This is a genomic window from Synechococcus sp. CS-1329 (genome assembly GCF_025128055.1).
In the GTDB taxonomy this organism is placed as follows: Bacteria; Cyanobacteriota; Cyanobacteriia; order PCC-6307; family Cyanobiaceae; genus Regnicoccus_A.
Genome location: NZ_JAHLYS010000038.1, coordinates 1 through 16,538, shown reverse-complemented (window position 1 = coordinate 16,538; position 16,538 = coordinate 1). Strand labels below are relative to the sequence as shown.

The following is a 16,538-nucleotide window of genomic DNA, read 5'->3' as shown; positions in this document are numbered from 1 at the left end:
GCACGGCGCTGCATTGCGGCTCCCCTGAGCATTCCCCTCTGAGGGGGAGTTGGGCTGGCCTCAGTGGTGGCCGGGCATCTCGGCGGTGCGCAGCATCAGCACAAACCAGAGGGTGCTCACCAGCACGGCCATGCCCACCGCTGTGCCGATGCCCACTTTGAGCATCAGCACCGGCACAAGAAAGGGCAGGGCGAGCGTGCCGGCCAGGGGGGTCAAGGCAACGAAGGTGCGCATCAGAACCACTCAGCCACGGCCTGGCTGGAGGGATTGCTGTTGTCCTCGGGGGTGCTGCGCTTGAAGCTCAGGGTGATGTTGCGCTTCTGTTCGCCGTCAGCGGCCACGGCCTGGATGGGATAGAGCTGCTGGCCGTCGCGGAAGGGCACCTGCACACGGAAGGTGCCATCGGCGGAGAGGGGCACTTCTTCATCGCCGATGGTGAGCTTGGCGGCCGGATCGGTGGCGCCGTAGACGATCAGCTCCGCATCGGCCACCAGCCAGAAGGACCGCTGACGGGGCGCCACACCACCGAGGCCTGATTCGTTGCGGCCACTGGCCCAGAGGCCGATGCCGGAATCGTTCAGGCCGCGCAGGCCTGAGGCCGAGTCGGAATCCTCGAGCTCGTGGAAAGCTTCGGATCCGCGGCCGAAATGCTTCCAGCGCACCGTGGCCGACTGATACAGGCGTTCGTGCAGGCCACTGTCCACTTCGGTTGCGTGGGGGGCGGGGCTGCTGTGGGGGTAGGGGCTGCCGAGAGCTGTTTCGCTGGGGGCTGCCTCCAGGGAGAAGGGCACGAACTGATCGAGGATCTGCTCGCTGGGCTGCAGGGCGGGCACTCGGGCCATGGAGGAAAAGCCCAGGGAGAGCCAACCACCGCCGTGCTTGCGGTAGCCCAGCTCAACGCGATAGTCCCGGTCGCTGAGGGGGACAGGCAGGTACCACTCGGTGGCATGGCTGTCGACAGGAACCTCCTGAAGCGTGTGCGGGTGAGCAGCGCCAGCGGGCAGCCCGGTCACGTCGGCGACCCGCAGACAGAGCTGGCCGGCACCGGCCTCGATGGCCTTCATGCGCTCGGCTTCCGCGATCTCCCAGAACACGTAGGCCCACTGGGGATCCCTGGGCAGAAACACCACCTTGGTTTCAGCGCTGGGGCGGGGAGCGGCGCTGAATCCCGCTTCCAGGGTCTCGAGGCTTGGAGAGGACGGGCCGGATGAGGGCGCTGGATCGGAGCGGGATGGATCGTCTTCGCCATTGACGTGGTGGATCTCGTTGAGCAGTTCCTCCTTGGATTTCCTGCTGTACAGGCTCACGCCGAGGTCACTGGCGATCTGACGGAGCTGACGCAGGGTCATGCGAGCCAAGGACGAGAGAGCCTGAGTCACCGTATCTCCGGATTTCGTTTGGGATCAGTTTGGGGTCAATCCCGCCGATCTCGGCCTCTTGGCTGCCCTCCGTCAGCAACACCTGACTGGGCTCCTGTTGAAGGACCAACAAAAAAACGACGGGGTGAGCCGCCGTTTTGAAGAACGTGAAGGGGAGCCAGAGGCCCCTGGAATCAGCGACCGATGCTGCGGTAGGGAACCTTCGAGAGGTAATCCATGTTGGTGTTGCCCGATGACGCGGCTCCGCTGCGCAGAGCAGGCAGGGTGCGAACCCAGGGGAGGTAGTCCTCGGGGAAGCCGCCGCGGCGCTGGCTGGCCCATTTGGGCAGGGTCTTGGCGGTACCGGTGTAGACGATCTGGGGGAAGCCCAGAATGCCGCGGTGGTAGGCCTCGTAGCGGGGCGAGGTGATGTTGAAGGGGGTTTCGCCCACTTCGCGGGAGCCGACCACGCGGTTGCGGTGGTACGGAACCATGTCGTAGCCAAAATTCTCGAGATACTCGTCGCTGTCGAGGATTTTATCCACGGCACCGGCGATTCCCTTCGTCATGATCACTGCTGACCAGGCGATTTCCTCGGCCTTGCCATACACCTGACGACCCAGCAATTTCTCCACCAGGTGGCGAGCCACCCGATAGTTGCTGTTGAGGTTGTAAAAGCTGCGGGTGAAGGTATCCGAGAGGCAGAGGGCCCGGATGAAATCGCGCACAGTGATCTGGCCATCGCGCAGCTGCGACTCCAGAATTGTGTCGCGATCCACCTTGAACGCGTGGAAGAAGATCTGACGGTAAGCCGCCTCGATCACCACGTTCTGGGCGTTGCGGTCGAACGCCTTGTCAAGCGAGACGCCTTTCGGATCCTCGTCAGAGCCCACACGGAACGCCTTCACTCGAGAGTTCTGGCTGGTGGGTGCGTACTTCAGAAGCGGGATCGCCACGCGAACATCGTCATCCGTCGCCATGGATCGTAGAAGTCAGGCCCGGTGGAACCCGGCCCGGGGCGGCAGGGCTCACAGTCCGTAACGTTTGAAGGGCTCTTTGGGGCAGGGCCGCCCTACCAGCCGAAGGCCGAAACCAGGGCTTGGCGCGGGGCCTCTGCCGGCTCCGTGGCGCCCTGGTCTGAGGCGACACTGTCCTCGGTCTGGTCGGCCTCCAGGCAGCGGCTCTCCATGCAGAAGGAGGCGGTGTTGGAGAGCCCCTCCACGGTGCTGGTGCGCAGGCGCAGGTTGGGGTTGGGGAACCAGAAGCGCTCCAGGCTGCTCATGGTTTCGTAGGCGGTGGTGAGCAGCAGGCCGTCGCGGTCATCCATGCGGAAGTGACCCGCCACAGGAGCGGTTTCCGCGTAGCCCCGGTCACGCAGCAGCAGCCCTTCGCGTCCGGCGGCGTCGGTGGGGATCAGGCCGAACACCGACTCCCCCTGGTGGGCTTCGCCGGCCTTGTCCCAGGCCATCGAGCCGCTCCAGCGCACCTGACAGCCCCCCACCAGACCCGCGGGGTCCTGGCCGTGCAGCTCGGCGATCGCCCTGAGGCGTGGATCGCTGGCCTCCACGTTCACCACCTCGATCATCGAACCACCGGCCTCGGCGCGGCGGTGCAGCAGGTGGTGGCTGGTGCGCTGGGAGCGCCAGCGCCCGCAGCTGAGCCTGAAGAAACTGAGGGCGTCGGCGATGGGAATGCTCACGGCGGCAGCACGGCTGTAGCGATGATCGCAACTCCCTTACCCCAGCCGTTGCCCGGTGGCCAGCACGGGAGTCGTGGCGGCCCTGGCCGCAGCCCTCTGCTGGGCACTCTCCAGCAGCCTCTGGCGGCGTTTGCCCACCTCCTTGAGCGCCGCCCAGCTCAACCTGGTCAAGAATCTGTTGGCGGTGGGGCTCCAGATGCCTTTCCTGCTGCTGGGGGGCTGGTGGGTGTCGCCGCCGGCGCTGCTGTTGCTGCTGGCCAGCGGCGTGCTCGGCATCGCCCTGGGGGACAGCTTTTATTTCGCGGCGCTGCGCCGGCTGGGCACCCGTCGCACCCTCACCCTTGAAGCGGGTGGCCCGGCCCTTTCGCTGCTGGGCGGGGCCCTGTTTCTGGCCGAGTGGCCCCGCTGGCCCCAGGGGCTGGGGGTGGCGCTGATCTGTCTCTCGGTGGCGCTGGTGGCCCGTCAGCAGCCCCCGGCCGGGGGCCCCGATGTGGTGCCCCTGCCCCCGGGGGGCCAGAGGCTGGGTCTGCTGCTGGCCCTGGCCGCGCTGGTCTGCGGCAGTGCCGGCGCCCTGCTCTCCAGGGCCGCCCTGCGGGATTCGGACCTGCCGCCGCTGCAGTCGGCCAGCCTGCGCCTGGCGGCCGCGGCCTTCGTGATGCTGCCGTTGCTGTGGCGACTGCCGCCCCCGGGGCTGCGTCCGCGCCCGCTGCGGCGGCGTTGGCCGCTGGTGGTGGTGGCCACCCTGCTGGGCACCAGCGCCGGCATCGTGCTGCAGCAGACGGCCCTCCAGCACCTGCCGGCCGGCCTGGCCGTGGCCCTGCTGGCCACCGCTCCGGTGCTGGCCCTGCCGCTGGCGGGACTGGAGGGGGACCGGCCGGGCGCCAGTGGGCTGCTGGCGGCCGTGCTGGCCCTGGCGGGGGTCAGCCTGGTGGTGGGGCTGGGTTGGCGAGGTTGAGCCGGGCTCTGGCCTCTGCCTCCGCCCAGACGATCAGGTCGCTGATGTCGAGGGCGAGGGGATCGCAGCCCCGGCTGGTGGCCAGGGTCTGCAATTGCAGGGCGCCGCGTTCCAGCTGGGTGAGAAACGCCTGCTGGAAGCCGGGATCGGCGGCGGCCCCTCCCTGCTGAGCCACCCAGGCGACCAGGGCGGGGCGGGCCGGCAACGGGCCCCAGCGGCTGCCGGCCACCTGTTGCAGGGTGCGCAGGCAGTGGGCCAGCAAGCGCAGGTGGTGGCGCTCGAGGCTGGGGAGCAGGGTGGCCTCAAGGGTGGCCAGATCCGTGCTGGCGAGGGGGCCGGCCTGGGCCTCAGTCATCCTGGTCCTGGGTCAACGGGGCCGATCCGCCGCTGTGGGGGGTGATGCGAAATCCGCAGGAGTGGCCTGCTTCGAGGCGCCAGTGCACCCGCTCAACGCTGCAGTCGGGAAACGTGTGGCGCATCTGTTGCAGCTCCTGGTCGCAGAGCACCGGGAACTGCTCAGCGAGGCGGGAGACGGAGCAGTGGAATTCACTCATGCACCAGGAGAGCCCGTCGGGCTCGGCGTGGCAATCGCTGACATAACCCTCGTTGCAGCGCAGTTCCACCAGACGCTCCAGGCGCTCCAGCAGGGACCCACTGCCGATCTGACGCCGGTAGTCGAGGGCTTTGGTGATGGCCTGCTGGCGCAGCAGGGTCTGCACGGTGTCGGCGGGCAGGCTGTCCGCCAGGGACGTGAGCAGGGCGAGGGCGAAGTGCTCGCTGCCGTTGGGGAACTGGTCGTGGCCTTCGTCTGTGAGGTGCCAGTGGTTGCTGGGGCGGCCCGGGCCTTCACCACTGGAACTGCTGGCCACCAGGCCGTCGTCTTCGAGGCTGCGCAGATGGCGACGCATGATCTGCACCGATACCCCCAGGAGCTCGGCGAGCTGGGCAGCTGTGGCTTCTCCCTGTCGCAGGAGGAGTGCCAGGGCGGCTTCTCGGGTTGGGGCCTGGGTGGAGGCGCTCATCGGACACTCAGTCCGGTCCGTCCAGTCGCGAACCTTCTCCACACATTGCCACGCTCGTTCTGGTGTTGTGGCCATGGGCAGTTCACAATGGCTTCAGCCCCCATCGCCAGCCCAGCTGCCCTAGGGTTTCTGGTAACGAAACGAATGGGTTTCGTAATTCAACGGTGTCGTCAGCCCGATCCGTTGACCCCCTTCGGAACTCTCTGCAGCCCCCTGTCCGCCCTGTCGCCCCGGGTGCTGTCTCTGCCCTCCCGCCGCCTGGGTCCTTCACTCCGGCCTCGGTGACCCACTCATTCCTCTGAATTCATGTCTGACGCCCCCTCCGCCACGGCCGCACCCAGCAGCGAGAGCCTGGAGCTGATCCGGCGTTTCGCTGAGGCCTACGCCAAGCGGACCGACACCTATTTCTGCATTGATCCAGGCGTGACGGCGGTGGTGCTTGAGGGGCTGGCCCGCCACAAGGAGCAGCTGGGCGCAGCCCTTTGCCCCTGCCGCCACTATGAGGACAAGAAGGCCGAGGCGGAACAGGCGTTCTGGAACTGCCCCTGCGTGCCGATGAGAGAGCGCAAGGAGTGCCACTGCATGCTCTTCCTCACGGAGGACAACCCCTTCCGCGGCGAGCAGCAGTCCATCGGTCTCGAGGAGATCAAGACCCACATCGAACCCCCTGCCGCCTGAATCCCATGACCACCACCACCAGCGTCAGCGATCTTGTCAGTCAACCCTACAAATATGGGTTTGTCACTGACATCGAAACTGACAAGATCGATAAGGGTCTCAGTGAAGATGTTGTTCGGCTGATCTCCTCCAAAAAGAACGAGCCTCAGTTCCTGCTTGATTTTCGCCTGCGGGCTTACAAGCAGTGGCTGCGCATGGAGGAACCCGACTGGGCGGCCCTGGGGCATCCGGCGATTGATTATCAAGAGATAATCTATTACGCCGCTCCACGCCAGCAGGAGAAGAAGGCGAGCCTCGATGAGGTGGATCCCAAGCTGCTGGAAACTTTCGACAAGCTCGGCATTCCCCTCAGTGAGCAGAAGCGCCTCAGCAACGTGGCCGTTGATGCGGTCTTCGACAGTGTTTCGATTGCCACCACCTATCGCGAGAAGCTTGCCGAACACGGCGTGATCTTCTGCTCGATCAGTGAGGCCGTCAAGGACCACCCTGAGCTGATCGAGCGTTACCTCGGCACGGTGGTGCCCAGCAATGACAACTTCTTTGCGGCCCTCAATTCAGCCGTGTTCAGCGACGGCTCCTTTGTGTTCATTCCCAAGGGTGTGGAATGTCCGATGGAGCTTTCCACCTATTTCCGCATCAATTCCGGCGACACCGGTCAGTTTGAGCGCACCTTGATCGTGGCCGAAGAGGGCGCTTCGGTGAGCTACCTCGAAGGTTGCACCGCCCCGATGTTCGACACCAACCAGCTGCACGCGGCGGTGGTGGAACTGGTGACACTTGATGATGCCTCGATCAAGTACTCCACTGTTCAGAACTGGTATGCCGGCGATGAGAACGGAGTGGGTGGCATCTACAACTTCGTGACCAAGCGCGGCCACTGCCGTGGCGACCGCAGCCACATCAGCTGGACCCAGGTGGAAACCGGCTCGGCGATCACCTGGAAATATCCCAGTTGTGTGCTGCAGGGCGCTGATTCCGTCGGTGAGTTCTATTCCGTGGCCCTCACCAACAACCTTCAGCAGGCCGACACCGGCACCAAGATGGTGCATGTGGGGCCCCGCACCCGCTCCACGATTGTGAGCAAGGGCATCAGCGCCGGCCGTTCCTCCAACAGCTACCGCGGTCTTGTGCAGATCGGCCCGAAAGCCACGGGTGCGCGCAACTACAGCCAGTGCGATTCGATGCTGATCGGCGATCAGGCGGCTGCCAACACCTACCCCTACATCCGCTCGCAGCAACCCGAGGCCAGCGTGGAGCACGAGGCCAGCACCTGCCGCATCTCCGCCGATCAGCTCTTCTATCTCCAGAGCCGTGGCATCGGCTTTGAAGAAGCGGTCTCGATGATGGTGAGCGGCTTCTGCCGCGATGTCTTCAACCAGCTGCCGATGGAATTCGCCGCTGAGGCCGACAAGCTTCTCGCCCTCAAGCTGGAGGGGTCGGTGGGCTGATCACCCCGGCCCCCTCCCTCGGACTTCATTCATCAGGAGCACCGCTCCTTTCCCTATTCTTTCCTCTGCTCCGCCCACTGTGATTCGCCCCGAAGCCGATACCCTCCTCGAAATCGTTGACCTGCAGGCCCGGGTGGAGGACAAGCCGATCCTCAAGGGTGTGAATCTGACGATCAAGGCCGGAGAAATCCATGCGGTGATGGGTCGCAACGGCAGCGGCAAGAGCACCCTCTCCAAGGTGCTGGCCGGCCATCCCTCGTACGTCGTCACCGGCGGCCGTGTGCTCTATCGCGGCGCCAATCTGCTGGATCTTGAACCGGAGCAGAGGGCCCGGCTGGGCCTGTTTCTGGGCTTCCAGTATCCCGTGGAAATTCCCGGGGTCAGCAACCTTGAGTTCCTGAGGGTGTCCACCAACGCCCGTCGCAGTGAGAAGGGCGAAGAGGAACTCGACACCTTTGCCTTCGAAGATCTGGTGCGGGAACGTCTGCAGGTGGTGCAGATGGATCCCGCCTTCCTTGAGCGCAGTGTCAATGAGGGCTTCTCCGGTGGTGAGAAGAAGCGCAACGAGATTCTGCAGATGGCCCTGCTGGATCCCCTGGTGGCGATCCTCGATGAAACCGATTCCGGCCTCGACATCGATGCCCTGCGCATCGTGGCGGGCGGCGTGAATCATCTGGCCAGCCCCGACAACGCCACCCTGTTGATCACCCACTACCAGCGTCTGCTGGATGTGATCACTCCCGACTATGTGCATGTGATGGCCGGCGGCCGCATCCTGCGCACCGGCGGCAAGGAGCTGGCGCTGGAGCTGGAGGACCGCGGTTACGACTGGGTGGATCAGGAGCTGGCCGTTCTGGAGGTGGCCTGATGGTGGCGGCGATGTCCAACTCGGCGGCTGTGGCCGCCTCCGCATGGGTGACCACCTTCCTGGAGCGGCTGCCGGCCCCGGTCGGTGAGCTTGAAGCTGTGCAATGGCGCGGCCGCGAGGCCCTGTCTCGCCAGCCGCTGCCCTCCCGCCGCCAGGAAGACTGGCGCTTCACCGATCTCGCCGCGCTCACGGCCCTGGCTCCGGCCCTGGCTCCGGCCCTGGCTCCGGCCAGCGAGCAGGGCCGCTGGCCGGAGCCAGCCGCCGGTGTGGTGCGGCTCTGGCTCGATGCCCCTGGGGATCCCCTGGCCGGGCAGAGCCTGCCGGCTGGGCTTTCGCTGCTGGACGCTGATGAGGTGCAGCAGGCCCTGGGTCACACCCTGGCCACCTGCAACTGTGAGCAGCATTGGCCGGTGGAGCTCAACCAGGCCAGCGCCCCTCGCGTGCTGGCGCTGCGGGTGAGCGCTGTGGTGGCCCCAACCCTGGAGCTGGTGAGCCAGGCCGCCGGAGATGGTGTGATGCGCCCCGTGCGGGTGCTGTTGCTGCTGGAGGAGAAGGCCAGCCTGGAGGTGCTGCAGGTGCAGCTGGGCTCCGGCAGCAGCCTCACCAGCCTGGTGATCGAAGCCCATCTGGGCCGTGAATCAACGCTGCGCCATGGCCTGCTGGCCCTGGGTGAGGGTCCGGCCTGCTTCCTCGGCCATCTGGCGGTGGAGCAGGAGCCCCGCAGCCTGCTGGAGTCGGTGTGGGCCAGCCACGGCTGGGCGCTCTCGCGCTTTGAACCACGGGTGGTGCAGGTGGATGGTGAAGCCACCACCAGCCTCAAGGCCCTGCAGCTGGCCGATGGCCAGCAGTTGGCCGACACCCACAGCCGCGTTGAATTCCGCGGCCCCGAAGGCCAGCTCGATCAACTGCACAAGGCCATCGCCGATGACCGCGGCCGCAGTGTGTTCAACGGAGCGGTGAAGGTGCCCCGGGCCGCCCAGCGCACCAATGCCTCCCAGCTCAGTCGCAACCTGCTGATCTCCAACCAGGCCCGGATTGACACCAAGCCCGAACTGGAGATCGTGGCCGACGACGTGCGCTGCGCCCATGGCGCCACCGTGAGCCGGCTGCAGACCGACGAGCTGTTCTACCTGCAGAGCCGGGGCCTCTCGGCGGCGGTGGCCGCTGGCTTGCTCAAGCGCGGCTTCTGCGAAGAGGTGCTGCGCGCCCTGCCCGCGGCGGCGGCGCCCTGGAGACCGCTGCAGCGACTGCTGGGGGAGATCTGATGACGATGCTCTCTACAGCCAACACAGCCAACACAGCCATCGCTGGCGCTGCGACCGCTCAGGCCTCTGCTGCTGTTGCGCCCAAGCCCGTGATCGACCTGGCTGCGCTCACCCGCGCCGATTTCCCGCTGCTGGCGGATCAGGCCTGCCTGGGTCAGCCGCTGATCTACCTCGATCACGCCGCCACCAGCCAGAAGCCCCGGGCGGTGCTGGAGGCCCTGCAGCGCTACTACTCCCACGACAACGCCAACGTGCACCGGGGCGCTCACCAGCTCAGCGCCCGCGCCACCGATGCCTTCGAGGGTGCCCGCGACAAGACCGCCCGCTTTGTGGGCGCCGCCACGCCCCGGGAGATCGTCTTCACCCGCAACGCCAGTGAGGCGATCAACCTGGTGGCCCGCAGCTGGGGCGATGCCTTCCTGCGCCCGGGCGACGAGATTGTGCTCACGGTGATGGAGCACCACAGCAACCTGGTGCCTTGGCAGCAGCTGGCTGCGCGCACGGGCGCCCGTCTGCGCCACGCCGGCCTCACGGCCAGCGGTGAGCTGGACCTGGAGGATCTGCGCGCGCAGATCAACGAGCGCACCCGGCTGGTGAGCGTGGTGCAGATCAGCAACACCCTGGGCTGTCACAACCCGATCAGCGCGATCGCGGAGCTCACCCATGCCGCCGGCGCCCTGCTGCTGGTGGACGCCTGCCAGAGCCTGCCGCACCTGCCGGTGAACGTGCAGTCGCTGGGGGCTGATTTCCTGGTGGGGTCGTCCCACAAGCTCTGCGGCCCCACGGGCATGGGCTTCCTCTGGGCACGGGAGGCTCTGCTGGAGGCGATGCCGCCGTTCCTGGGCGGTGGTGAAATGATCCAGGACGTGTATCTCGACCACAGCACCTGGGCCGAGCTGCCCCACAAGTTCGAAGCGGGAACGCCGGCGATCGGCGAAGCCGTGGGCATGGGTGCTGCCATCGACTATCTCAATGCCCTGGGACTGGAGCGCATCCACGCCTGGGAACAGCGGCTTACCGCCCATCTGTTCGAGCGGCTGCAGGCGATCGATGGGCTCAGGGTGCTGGGCCCCACCCCCCAGCAACAACCCGACCGCGGCGCCCTGGCGGCCTTCGTGGTGGAGGGCCTGCACGCCAATGACATCTCCGCCCTGCTGGATGCCAGCGGCATCTGCATCCGCAGTGGCCACCACTGCACCCAGCCCCTGCACCGCCACTACGAGATCAGCGGCTCGGCCCGAGCCAGCCTCAGCTTCACCACCACCCTTGAGGAAATCGACCGCTTCGCCGAAGAGCTGGTCAGCACCGTGGCCTTCCTGCGCGAGCACAGCTGAGGCACGGGCCGATTGATGCTGGAAATCGTGGCGGCGCTGCTGGTCGATCTCTCCGAGCAGAAGCTCTATGCCTACGACGATCGGCAACAGTTGCTCTATGCCGCCTTGGTCTCCACGGGGCTTCCTGGTATGTCAACTCCCACGGGTCGGTTTCAGATCGGCAGTAAGTACAGCGAAACGACGCTGGTAGGGGCCGATTACCGCATCCCCGCCGTGCCGAACGTGATGTGTCTCAGCGGTGGCGGCCTCGCCCCCGATCGCCTGTGCCTCCACCCGGCCCCCTGGCAGGAGAGGGCCGGGCAGTGCTTCGGTGTGGCCCGCAGCCACGGCTGCATCCGCACCACGGGTGCCACGGCCCGCTGGCTGTTTCCGCGCACGGCTTTGGGCACACCGGTTGAGATCCGACCCTGAACGGATTCAGCGTTGTGGCGGGCAGCGCTTGCGGACGAATGGCTTGTCCTGGTCTGGCCCCCCGGCATGGGAGACGTCGGTGAGGGTGGACTGGTCGGGGGAGAGGAGGAACCGGCGCAGATCCAGCCAGGTCTGGCCTTCCCCGGCCAGTGCGGTGATCAGGGCCAGCTCCGAGGTCCCGCTGGTGACCACCGCAACGGTGGGGCCGCCACTCTCGTAGAAGCTGACCGTGCCAGCCTGCAGCAGCAGGCGTGTTTCCATGTTGATCGCAGAGCCGCAGAGGTGGCGGCTGTCCTGCCATTCCCCGCGGAAGCGTTCGGGGATGACACGCTGCAGCTCGGCGGCGGTCGCTTTGGAGCCGCTGCTGACGCTGACGCCAGCGGCGACCAGGCCCAGCAACAGAAGAAAGCTTCGGCTCATCGTCTCTGACATCTCCCTCAACGTACCGGGGTGAGCATGGCCAGGGCTTCAGCGCGGTGTGCTCCCTGCCAGAGCCAGTGCCACCGCCAGCCGCAGGCTTCGGCGCTGCGCTGGATGACGTCACGATCAGCCGGGTCGTCGTACTGGCTGAGGTGGTCGATCACTTCCTGGCGCTGCTCGGGTTCGAGGGGGGTCCAGCCGCTGCGGATCCGCTCCACATAGCGCGCCACGTAGGCCTCGCGCGCTTCCCCCGGCTCGCGGAACACATCAGCCCAGAGCAGGAGCCCGTCAGGCGCCAGATGACGGCGAGAGAGCTCCAGAAACCGCGCTTTGTCGTCGTCGCTGAGGTGGTGAAGGGCGAAGGCGGAATGGAGCAGGTCGACCGGTTCGGGTTCGGGCTCCGCTTCGGCCCAGGCCAGCAGATCCTGCTCACGCCAGGCGCAGGGGTAGGGCACCCCCTCCAGCTGGGTGGCGGCCCTGGGCAGCACGGGTGCGGAAAGATCAAGCCCGATGTAGGAGCCCAGCGGCAGCTGTCGAAGCAACGGGGCCAGCAGAGCGAGATCCCCACAACCCAGATCCACCATGTGGGGCGGTGCCGCTCCCTGGGGCCGCTGGGCCAGCCAGCCCTCGATCGCCGCGGTGGTGGCCGCCGAGAGCGCCTGATGCTCCATCAGGTCGTGGTCGACCACCCTGCGGTAGGTGCTCCATTGACGGTCGAAGAAGTCCATGCCTGAGGCTGGGCAGACGGTGCGTGCTGCTGCCGCCAATCGTGCGCTGAGCGTAGGCGGCCTGGCGTGGGAACTCTTCAGGCAGGTTGACCAACTCCTGATTGATGGCCCCTGAAGCCCGCTCCCCCGGATTGATCCAGCGCTACCGGGAGGAGCTGCAGGTGCGGCACTACGCCCGACGCACCGTGAAGACCTACGAGCAGTGGCTGCGTCGCTTTCTTCGCTTTCACGGGAGACGGCATCCCCGCGAGATGGGCAGTGTGGAGGTGAATGCCTTCCTCAACCACCTGGCGGTGGACCTGCAGGTGAGCGCCTCAACCCAGAACCAGGCCTTAAGTGCGCTGCTGTTTCTGTTCCGAGAGCTGTTGGAGCTGGATGTGGAGATCGAGGGTGTGGTGCGGGCGCGGACGCGCAAGCGGCTGCCGGTGGTGCTGACGCCGGAGGAGGTGCGGGCGGTGCTGGAGCGGATGGATGGCGTGGAGGCACTTGTGGCGGGGCTGCGACTGCGGGTGCAGGACCTGGATTTCAGCCGGAAGCAGCTCACCGTGCGCGATGGCAAGGGTTCCAAGGATCGCCGCACCCTGTTGCCCACCCGTGTGGGGGAGAAGCTGGGGCATCACCTGGAGAAGGTTCGTCGGTTGCATCAGACGGACCTGGCAGAGGGCTATGGCCGGGTGCAGCTGCCCCATGCGCTGGGACGGAAATACCCCAATGCCGCGGTGGAGTGGTCCTGGCAGTGGGTTTTTCCGCAGACGCATCGCTGGACTGATCCAGTCACCGGCCAACAGGGACGGCATCACCTGGATCCCAGTCCAGGGCTGATTCAAAGTCTTAGCTAGGGCTTGGTTCTGGCTTTCTCGTCGCCATCGCCAGTAGCGCCGCGATGTCGTGAGTTACGGCCTGCATGCCGGCTCGAATCGACTGAAACCCACCCAGTCGGAGCAGGTTGAGGGCTGCCGTCCTGAGCGTGGCCATCGCCCCAGCTCCATTGCCCCGGTAGCGGTGGGCATCCTCATGGAGCTGGGTGTCGCGAATCCAGTGCCAGCCCTCAATGCTCCAGCGGTCGCGCACCAGTTGTAGCAGGGCTTCTGGGGTGGTCCGCAGGCTGGTGAGGAATCGGTGCGTGGTTTTGAACGGCTTGCCGCCGCGGGTGCCGATCGCGGTCACCTCAACGATCCAGCTGGTGCCGCTCCAAGTCTCGCGGATATGCTCCGGTGCCTGCTTGGCGCGCAGCGTCCAGGTGATGTCGCGGCCGTGACTTTTCTCGTGGTCCGTTGCCTCAACAGGGATGTGGCGTTTCGCCTGGAACTGGCTGCGGATCTGGCGATGCAGTGTCTTTTGGTTCCGCTTAACGGTCAGGAGGAAGTCGGCCCCCTGCTCGGTGAGCTGTTGAAAAACGGTTTCTGGGTGTGGAGCGCATCCGCCTGGATCAGCACCCCCTCCAGGTCGAGCTCGCCCAGCAGCTGTTTCAGCACTGCCCGCTTGTGGTTCGCGCCAGTGGCGTAGCAGGCCTGAGAGATCGCCACACCCAAGGCGGCCGAGTACAGCGTCACCTGGGCGATGAACGCCGAACCACCGCCGGGTGTGGTCTCGATCGAGCCTCGCAGGGTCTTGCCGTCACACACCAGCTGATCGAGATCCGCTGCACCACCAGGAATCTGGGCGATTGTCCAGTCACGGATGGCCGCGCACAGGGCCGCCACATCCACCTGCAGGAAGAAGTAGCGGAACGCCGAATCCGATGGGGGCCGCCGCAGTTCAAGGCCCAGCTGCTGACCCAGCACCGAATGGTGGCGCCGAGCAAACCGCTCCAGATCCCGCAAGCTTTCGCAGCCGCTCAGGATGCCCAGCACCGCCACCAGCAGCAGGTACCAGGCCGGGATGCGCACCCCACGCCGCATTCGCGCATCTGGAATCGCCTTGAGGAAGCTGATCAGATCAAGATCAGTTGCAGCAGAGGCGGTTTCGGGCACAAGGAAGGGGCGATACCACCAAACAAACCCCATGGAGGCAGCCCAGGCCAGAGCACCTGTGACACACTTTAAATCAGCCCTGGATCCCAGTCTGATCCAGAAGGCTGTGCGTCGAGCCGTGCTCGCTGCAGGTGTCAGCAAGCCGGCGACACCTCACACCTTCCGCCATTCGTTTGCCACCCACCTGCTGGAGCGAGGGCAGGATATCCGAACGATCCAGGAATTGATGGGGCACAGCGATGTCAAGACCACGATGATCTACACGCATGTGCTGAATCGAGGCCCTCTGGGCGTGACCAGCCCCGCCGACCTTTTGTAACGGTATGAACGGCCTTATGCGGATCCGTCTATGAAGCCGTGACGTGTGAAGGTTCTCTGCAACTTCCGTGCAAGGACAAGGTTTTCATGCTGTTGCACTCAGGTCGACCTGCTCTTATGCTGCCAAGAGAAGCAAGTTGCCGGTATTCACTGGATCCGCCCATTCAGCGTTAGGCTTCATTTACGAGCGGCTGCCCAAGCACTTCGGCCCCGGGCGAGCTATCGCGCGCCATGTGCAAGACCAACGGAGTTTACCACTGTAGTATTTCGAACAACTGATTCCTCAGATGACGCTTCGTGTACATGAAAGATTGACGGATTTCGCGTCCGTAGCAAAGCTTTGGCCTCATCTCTTGCAGATGAGCCGAAATCCACTTAACAAGAAGCGCGTGCTGAACACCGCGTGGTTCTTTTTCATTGTCATTGGCATGGGGCAACTTGGGCCGTTCATTGGCTACGCCGCAGCATATTGGAGCGACAAATCAGTCATTCATGCGATATAGGAAAGTGCTGGCAAAGCGGAATTGCTAACATGCGCTACAGCGATCTTGGCTGGCGCCACATTCTTTCTCGTCAAAGAGTACAACTCTCCCGCCAACATTGAGAATCGCTTCTTGAAATCTTTCGCTCTGCTGTGGGCTGCAGTATTGGGGCTGCTTTGCATACTTACTACGGCGCAACTCTTGACCACCCCTGGGTTTGCTTCTGATAAGCAGTCGTGGCTGCACTGGATTCTTTACATGTGTGCCATCATTACTGCATTCCTACTTTGGTTATTGGAGGAGATGCAAGGAAGCGCGCAACACGAGGTACGAATGATTGCCTCCGAGGCTGGCAACCTAACTGAGAAAGCTCGCTCGGAATCGACGGCGGCAGGCATGAAGATTTAATGCTATGAATAACCCCGATTACTTGGATATTCCGGCGGTTGCCTACTCGCAGCCAGGCGCAGTATTTTATGCCTGTTCTCTTCCTGCGAACGCAATAGTCGGCCGACTTGAGATCCGTCGGCGTAGCCAAGACTTGGTACTTGGTATGCAGCGCGACGAGAACCGTGCACGAGTCCTTGACGTTGCTGCATATGCGAGGGAGGACAACTCGGTTTTTCCCACTCCCATAATTGTCTCGGCAAAGTCGGATGTGGTGAGGCTAGATGGCTCATCCCTCCAGCTCCCCAAGTCGAATAGCGTTGTAGGGCATGTTCTCGACGGACAACATCGCTTGCTCGGACTAAAGGAACTCACCGAGCAGGAGCTTGCTCGTTTCGAGCTTCTAGTTGTATTTACTTTTGATATTGACGTCTACGCCGAAGCAACCATCTTTGCAACTATAAATAGCACGCAGAAGCAAGTTTCGAAATCGCTAATGTATGACCTGTTCGCGCTGCAACCAGGGCGAAGCGTAGAGAAGTCATGCCATGAGATCGTTCGATCACTTAACGACGATCCAACATCGCCTTTCCATCGGAGGATAAAGATTCTTGGCAAGAAGATGGGCGAGATAGAGACGCTTTCGCAAGCGGCCTTTGTCGATCAAATTGGCCGCCAGATAAAAAGTAACGAGATGTTGCGTAAGTTCTATGACCAGTCTGAGGACTGGGTCATTCGGAAGATCATATCGAACTGCTTCTCTGCAGTTCGCCAAGCCCAAGAGCAGTCGACAAACCAATTTCCAGAAGACTATTTTTTTCGAACTACGGGTTTCGGTGGGGTGGCGCAAGCACTGGGATCGCTTGTTGATGCGGGGGCCGACAAAGGGGATGTCTCGGAGACGCAGTTCTCAAGAATCATGAGCAAATTCTTCGAGCTAAAGACATCGCCTCCCGCCGGTGTAGGCAATGCTGCCATGCTGGAAATCAAGGACGGCATTGTTCTTGCCATCGGGCAACTGACATAGCAGTTGGGTGGGAATTCGGCCTAAGGAGACTCTGGAAAACCCAGGGCAGCCGCGCGAAAATATCCGTGTAATCGCAGTTGCGGACTGGGGTCATGGGCAGCAAGCAGCTCGGTTTTGGTGATTACGAGCAGTCGACGGCCAAAAAGCGCACCAAGCGAGAGCGAT

General features: G+C 64.2%; 18 protein-coding genes and 2 pseudogenes. 11 read left to right on the top strand and 9 right to left on the bottom strand.

The features are described from left to right. Nucleotides 1-60: 60 nt before the first annotated feature. From KQ304_RS09605 to KQ304_RS09590, 4 genes are all read right to left on the bottom strand, one after another. A complete protein-coding gene (locus KQ304_RS09605) occupies nt 61-234 on the bottom strand; it encodes a hypothetical protein (RefSeq protein ID WP_259736880.1) in 174 nt (57 codons plus the stop codon). Next, the gene (locus tag KQ304_RS09600) at nt 234-1,349 is read right to left on the bottom strand and encodes a DUF4912 domain-containing protein (RefSeq protein ID WP_259736879.1); all 1,116 of its coding nucleotides are present in this window, start codon (nt 1,347-1,349) and stop codon (nt 234-236) included. Before KQ304_RS09600 ends, KQ304_RS09605 begins: the two co-directional genes overlap by 1 nt. A gap of 203 nt (nt 1,350-1,552) precedes the next feature. Beyond that, nucleotides 1,553-2,314, bottom strand: a complete 762-nt coding sequence (locus tag KQ304_RS09595) for a phycobilisome rod-core linker polypeptide (RefSeq protein ID WP_259736878.1) — start codon at nt 2,312-2,314, stop codon at nt 1,553-1,555. 116 nt (nt 2,315-2,430) lie between these two features. Next, nucleotides 2,431-3,057, bottom strand: a complete 627-nt coding sequence (locus KQ304_RS09590) for a phycobiliprotein lyase (protein ID WP_259736877.1) — start codon at nt 3,055-3,057, stop codon at nt 2,431-2,433. A gap of 55 nt (nt 3,058-3,112) precedes the next feature. Between KQ304_RS09590 and KQ304_RS09585 the strand changes: the two genes are divergently transcribed. After that, a complete protein-coding gene (locus tag KQ304_RS09585; protein ID WP_259736876.1) occupies nt 3,113-4,012 on the top strand; it encodes an EamA family transporter in 900 nt (299 codons plus the stop codon). On the opposite strand, the gene KQ304_RS09580 is transcribed toward KQ304_RS09585, so the two are convergent. Beyond that, a complete protein-coding gene (locus KQ304_RS09580) occupies nt 3,978-4,367 on the bottom strand; it encodes a hypothetical protein (RefSeq protein ID WP_259736925.1) in 390 nt (129 codons plus the stop codon). The genes KQ304_RS09585 and KQ304_RS09580 overlap by 35 nt on opposite strands. Next, entirely contained in the window at nt 4,360-5,034 is a 675-nt protein-coding gene (sufR, locus tag KQ304_RS09575; RefSeq protein ID WP_259736875.1) for an iron-sulfur cluster biosynthesis transcriptional regulator SufR, read from the bottom strand. Before sufR ends, KQ304_RS09580 begins: the two co-directional genes overlap by 8 nt. 306 nt (nt 5,035-5,340) lie before the next feature. Here sufR and KQ304_RS09570 point away from each other — a divergent pair, with 306 nt between their 5' ends. From KQ304_RS09570 to KQ304_RS09545, 6 genes are all read left to right on the top strand, one after another. Beyond that, entirely contained in the window at nt 5,341-5,712 is a 372-nt protein-coding gene (locus tag KQ304_RS09570; protein ID WP_259736874.1) for a ferredoxin-thioredoxin reductase catalytic domain-containing protein, read from the top strand. Nucleotides 5,713-5,717: 5 nt separating this feature from the next. After that, nucleotides 5,718-7,160 carry a Fe-S cluster assembly protein SufB gene (sufB, locus tag KQ304_RS09565; protein WP_259736873.1) on the top strand — a complete coding sequence of 481 codons (1,443 nt, stop codon included), beginning with the start codon at nt 5,718-5,720 and terminating at the stop codon, nt 7,158-7,160. A gap of 79 nt (nt 7,161-7,239) precedes the next feature. Further along, nucleotides 7,240-8,028 (top strand): Fe-S cluster assembly ATPase SufC, encoded by a 789-nt coding sequence (sufC, locus tag KQ304_RS09560; RefSeq protein ID WP_259736872.1) that lies wholly within the window; start codon nt 7,240-7,242, stop codon nt 8,026-8,028. Nucleotides 8,029-8,039: 11 nt separating this feature from the next. Further along, complete coding sequence (locus KQ304_RS09555) at nt 8,040-9,293, top strand: SufD family Fe-S cluster assembly protein (RefSeq protein ID WP_259736871.1); 1,254 nt, start codon at nt 8,040-8,042, stop codon at nt 9,291-9,293. Between the two features lie 89 nt (nt 9,294-9,382). Continuing rightward, a complete protein-coding gene (locus KQ304_RS09550) occupies nt 9,383-10,627 on the top strand; it encodes a SufS family cysteine desulfurase (RefSeq protein ID WP_399229013.1) in 1,245 nt (414 codons plus the stop codon). Between the two features lie 15 nt (nt 10,628-10,642). Further along, a complete protein-coding gene (locus KQ304_RS09545; RefSeq protein ID WP_259736870.1) occupies nt 10,643-11,038 on the top strand; it encodes a L,D-transpeptidase in 396 nt (131 codons plus the stop codon). Nucleotides 11,039-11,044: 6 nt separating this feature from the next. Here the strand turns inward: KQ304_RS09545 and KQ304_RS09540 are convergent, their stop codons facing one another. Together KQ304_RS09540 and KQ304_RS09535 are read right to left on the bottom strand one after the other, a co-directional pair. Beyond that, entirely contained in the window at nt 11,045-11,458 is a 414-nt protein-coding gene (locus KQ304_RS09540; RefSeq protein ID WP_259736869.1) for a hypothetical protein, read from the bottom strand. A 17-nt stretch (nt 11,459-11,475) separates the two neighbouring features. Beyond that, nucleotides 11,476-12,186 carry a class I SAM-dependent methyltransferase gene (locus tag KQ304_RS09535; RefSeq protein ID WP_259736868.1) on the bottom strand — a complete coding sequence of 237 codons (711 nt, stop codon included), beginning with the start codon at nt 12,184-12,186 and terminating at the stop codon, nt 11,476-11,478. A 104-nt stretch (nt 12,187-12,290) separates the two neighbouring features. Here KQ304_RS09535 and KQ304_RS09530 point away from each other — a divergent pair, with 104 nt between their 5' ends. Then, nucleotides 12,291-13,025, top strand: coding sequence for an integron integrase (locus tag KQ304_RS09530; RefSeq protein WP_259736867.1), 735 nt, complete (start codon nt 12,291-12,293; stop codon nt 13,023-13,025). Here KQ304_RS09530 and KQ304_RS09525 read toward each other — a convergent pair. Beyond that, nucleotides 13,018-14,192, bottom strand: a pseudogene (locus KQ304_RS09525) (ISAs1 family transposase). The gene KQ304_RS09530 and the pseudogene KQ304_RS09525 sit on opposite strands and share 8 nt — an antisense overlap. Nucleotides 14,193-14,238: 46 nt before the next feature. On the opposite strand from KQ304_RS09525, the pseudogene KQ304_RS09520 reads away from it, so the two are divergent. From KQ304_RS09520 to KQ304_RS09510, 3 genes and pseudogenes are all read left to right on the top strand, one after another. Next, nucleotides 14,239-14,478: pseudogene (locus KQ304_RS09520) on the top strand (tyrosine-type recombinase/integrase); the annotation flags it as partial. Nucleotides 14,479-15,025: 547 nt separating this feature from the next. After that, the gene (locus tag KQ304_RS09515) at nt 15,026-15,367 is read left to right on the top strand and encodes a hypothetical protein (RefSeq protein ID WP_259736866.1); all 342 of its coding nucleotides are present in this window, start codon (nt 15,026-15,028) and stop codon (nt 15,365-15,367) included. Nucleotides 15,368-15,371: 4 nt separating this feature from the next. Next, nucleotides 15,372-16,373: a DGQHR domain-containing protein gene (locus KQ304_RS09510; protein WP_259736865.1), complete on the top strand. Its 1,002-nt coding sequence runs from the start codon at nt 15,372-15,374 to the stop codon at nt 16,371-16,373. Nucleotides 16,374-16,538 lie beyond the last annotated feature (165 nt).

Bases quoted from the DNA above. Each gene is read 5' to 3' on its own strand.
- KQ304_RS09535 (WP_259736868.1), bottom strand. From the start codon at position 12,186: ATGGACTTCTTCGACCGTCAATGGAGCACCTACCGCAGGGTGGTCGAC.
- KQ304_RS09605 (WP_259736880.1), bottom strand. From the start codon at position 234: ATGCGCACCTTCGTTGCCTTGACCCCCCTGGCCGGCACGCTCGCCCTG.
- KQ304_RS09570 (WP_259736874.1), top strand. From the start codon at position 5,341: ATGTCTGACGCCCCCTCCGCCACGGCCGCACCCAGCAGCGAGAGCCTG.
- KQ304_RS09530 (WP_259736867.1), top strand. From the start codon at position 12,291: ATGGCCCCTGAAGCCCGCTCCCCCGGATTGATCCAGCGCTACCGGGAG.
- KQ304_RS09510 (WP_259736865.1), top strand. From the start codon at position 15,372: ATGAATAACCCCGATTACTTGGATATTCCGGCGGTTGCCTACTCGCAG.
- KQ304_RS09555 (WP_259736871.1), top strand. From the start codon at position 8,040: ATGTCCAACTCGGCGGCTGTGGCCGCCTCCGCATGGGTGACCACCTTC.
- KQ304_RS09540 (WP_259736869.1), bottom strand. From the start codon at position 11,458: ATGAGCCGAAGCTTTCTTCTGTTGCTGGGCCTGGTCGCCGCTGGCGTC.
- KQ304_RS09600 (WP_259736879.1), bottom strand. From the start codon at position 1,349: ATGACCCTGCGTCAGCTCCGTCAGATCGCCAGTGACCTCGGCGTGAGC.
- KQ304_RS09580 (WP_259736925.1), bottom strand. From the start codon at position 4,367: ATGACTGAGGCCCAGGCCGGCCCCCTCGCCAGCACGGATCTGGCCACC.
- sufB (WP_259736873.1), top strand. From the start codon at position 5,718: ATGACCACCACCACCAGCGTCAGCGATCTTGTCAGTCAACCCTACAAA.
- KQ304_RS09545 (WP_259736870.1), top strand. From the start codon at position 10,643: ATGCTGGAAATCGTGGCGGCGCTGCTGGTCGATCTCTCCGAGCAGAAG.
- sufR (WP_259736875.1), bottom strand. From the start codon at position 5,034: ATGAGCGCCTCCACCCAGGCCCCAACCCGAGAAGCCGCCCTGGCACTC.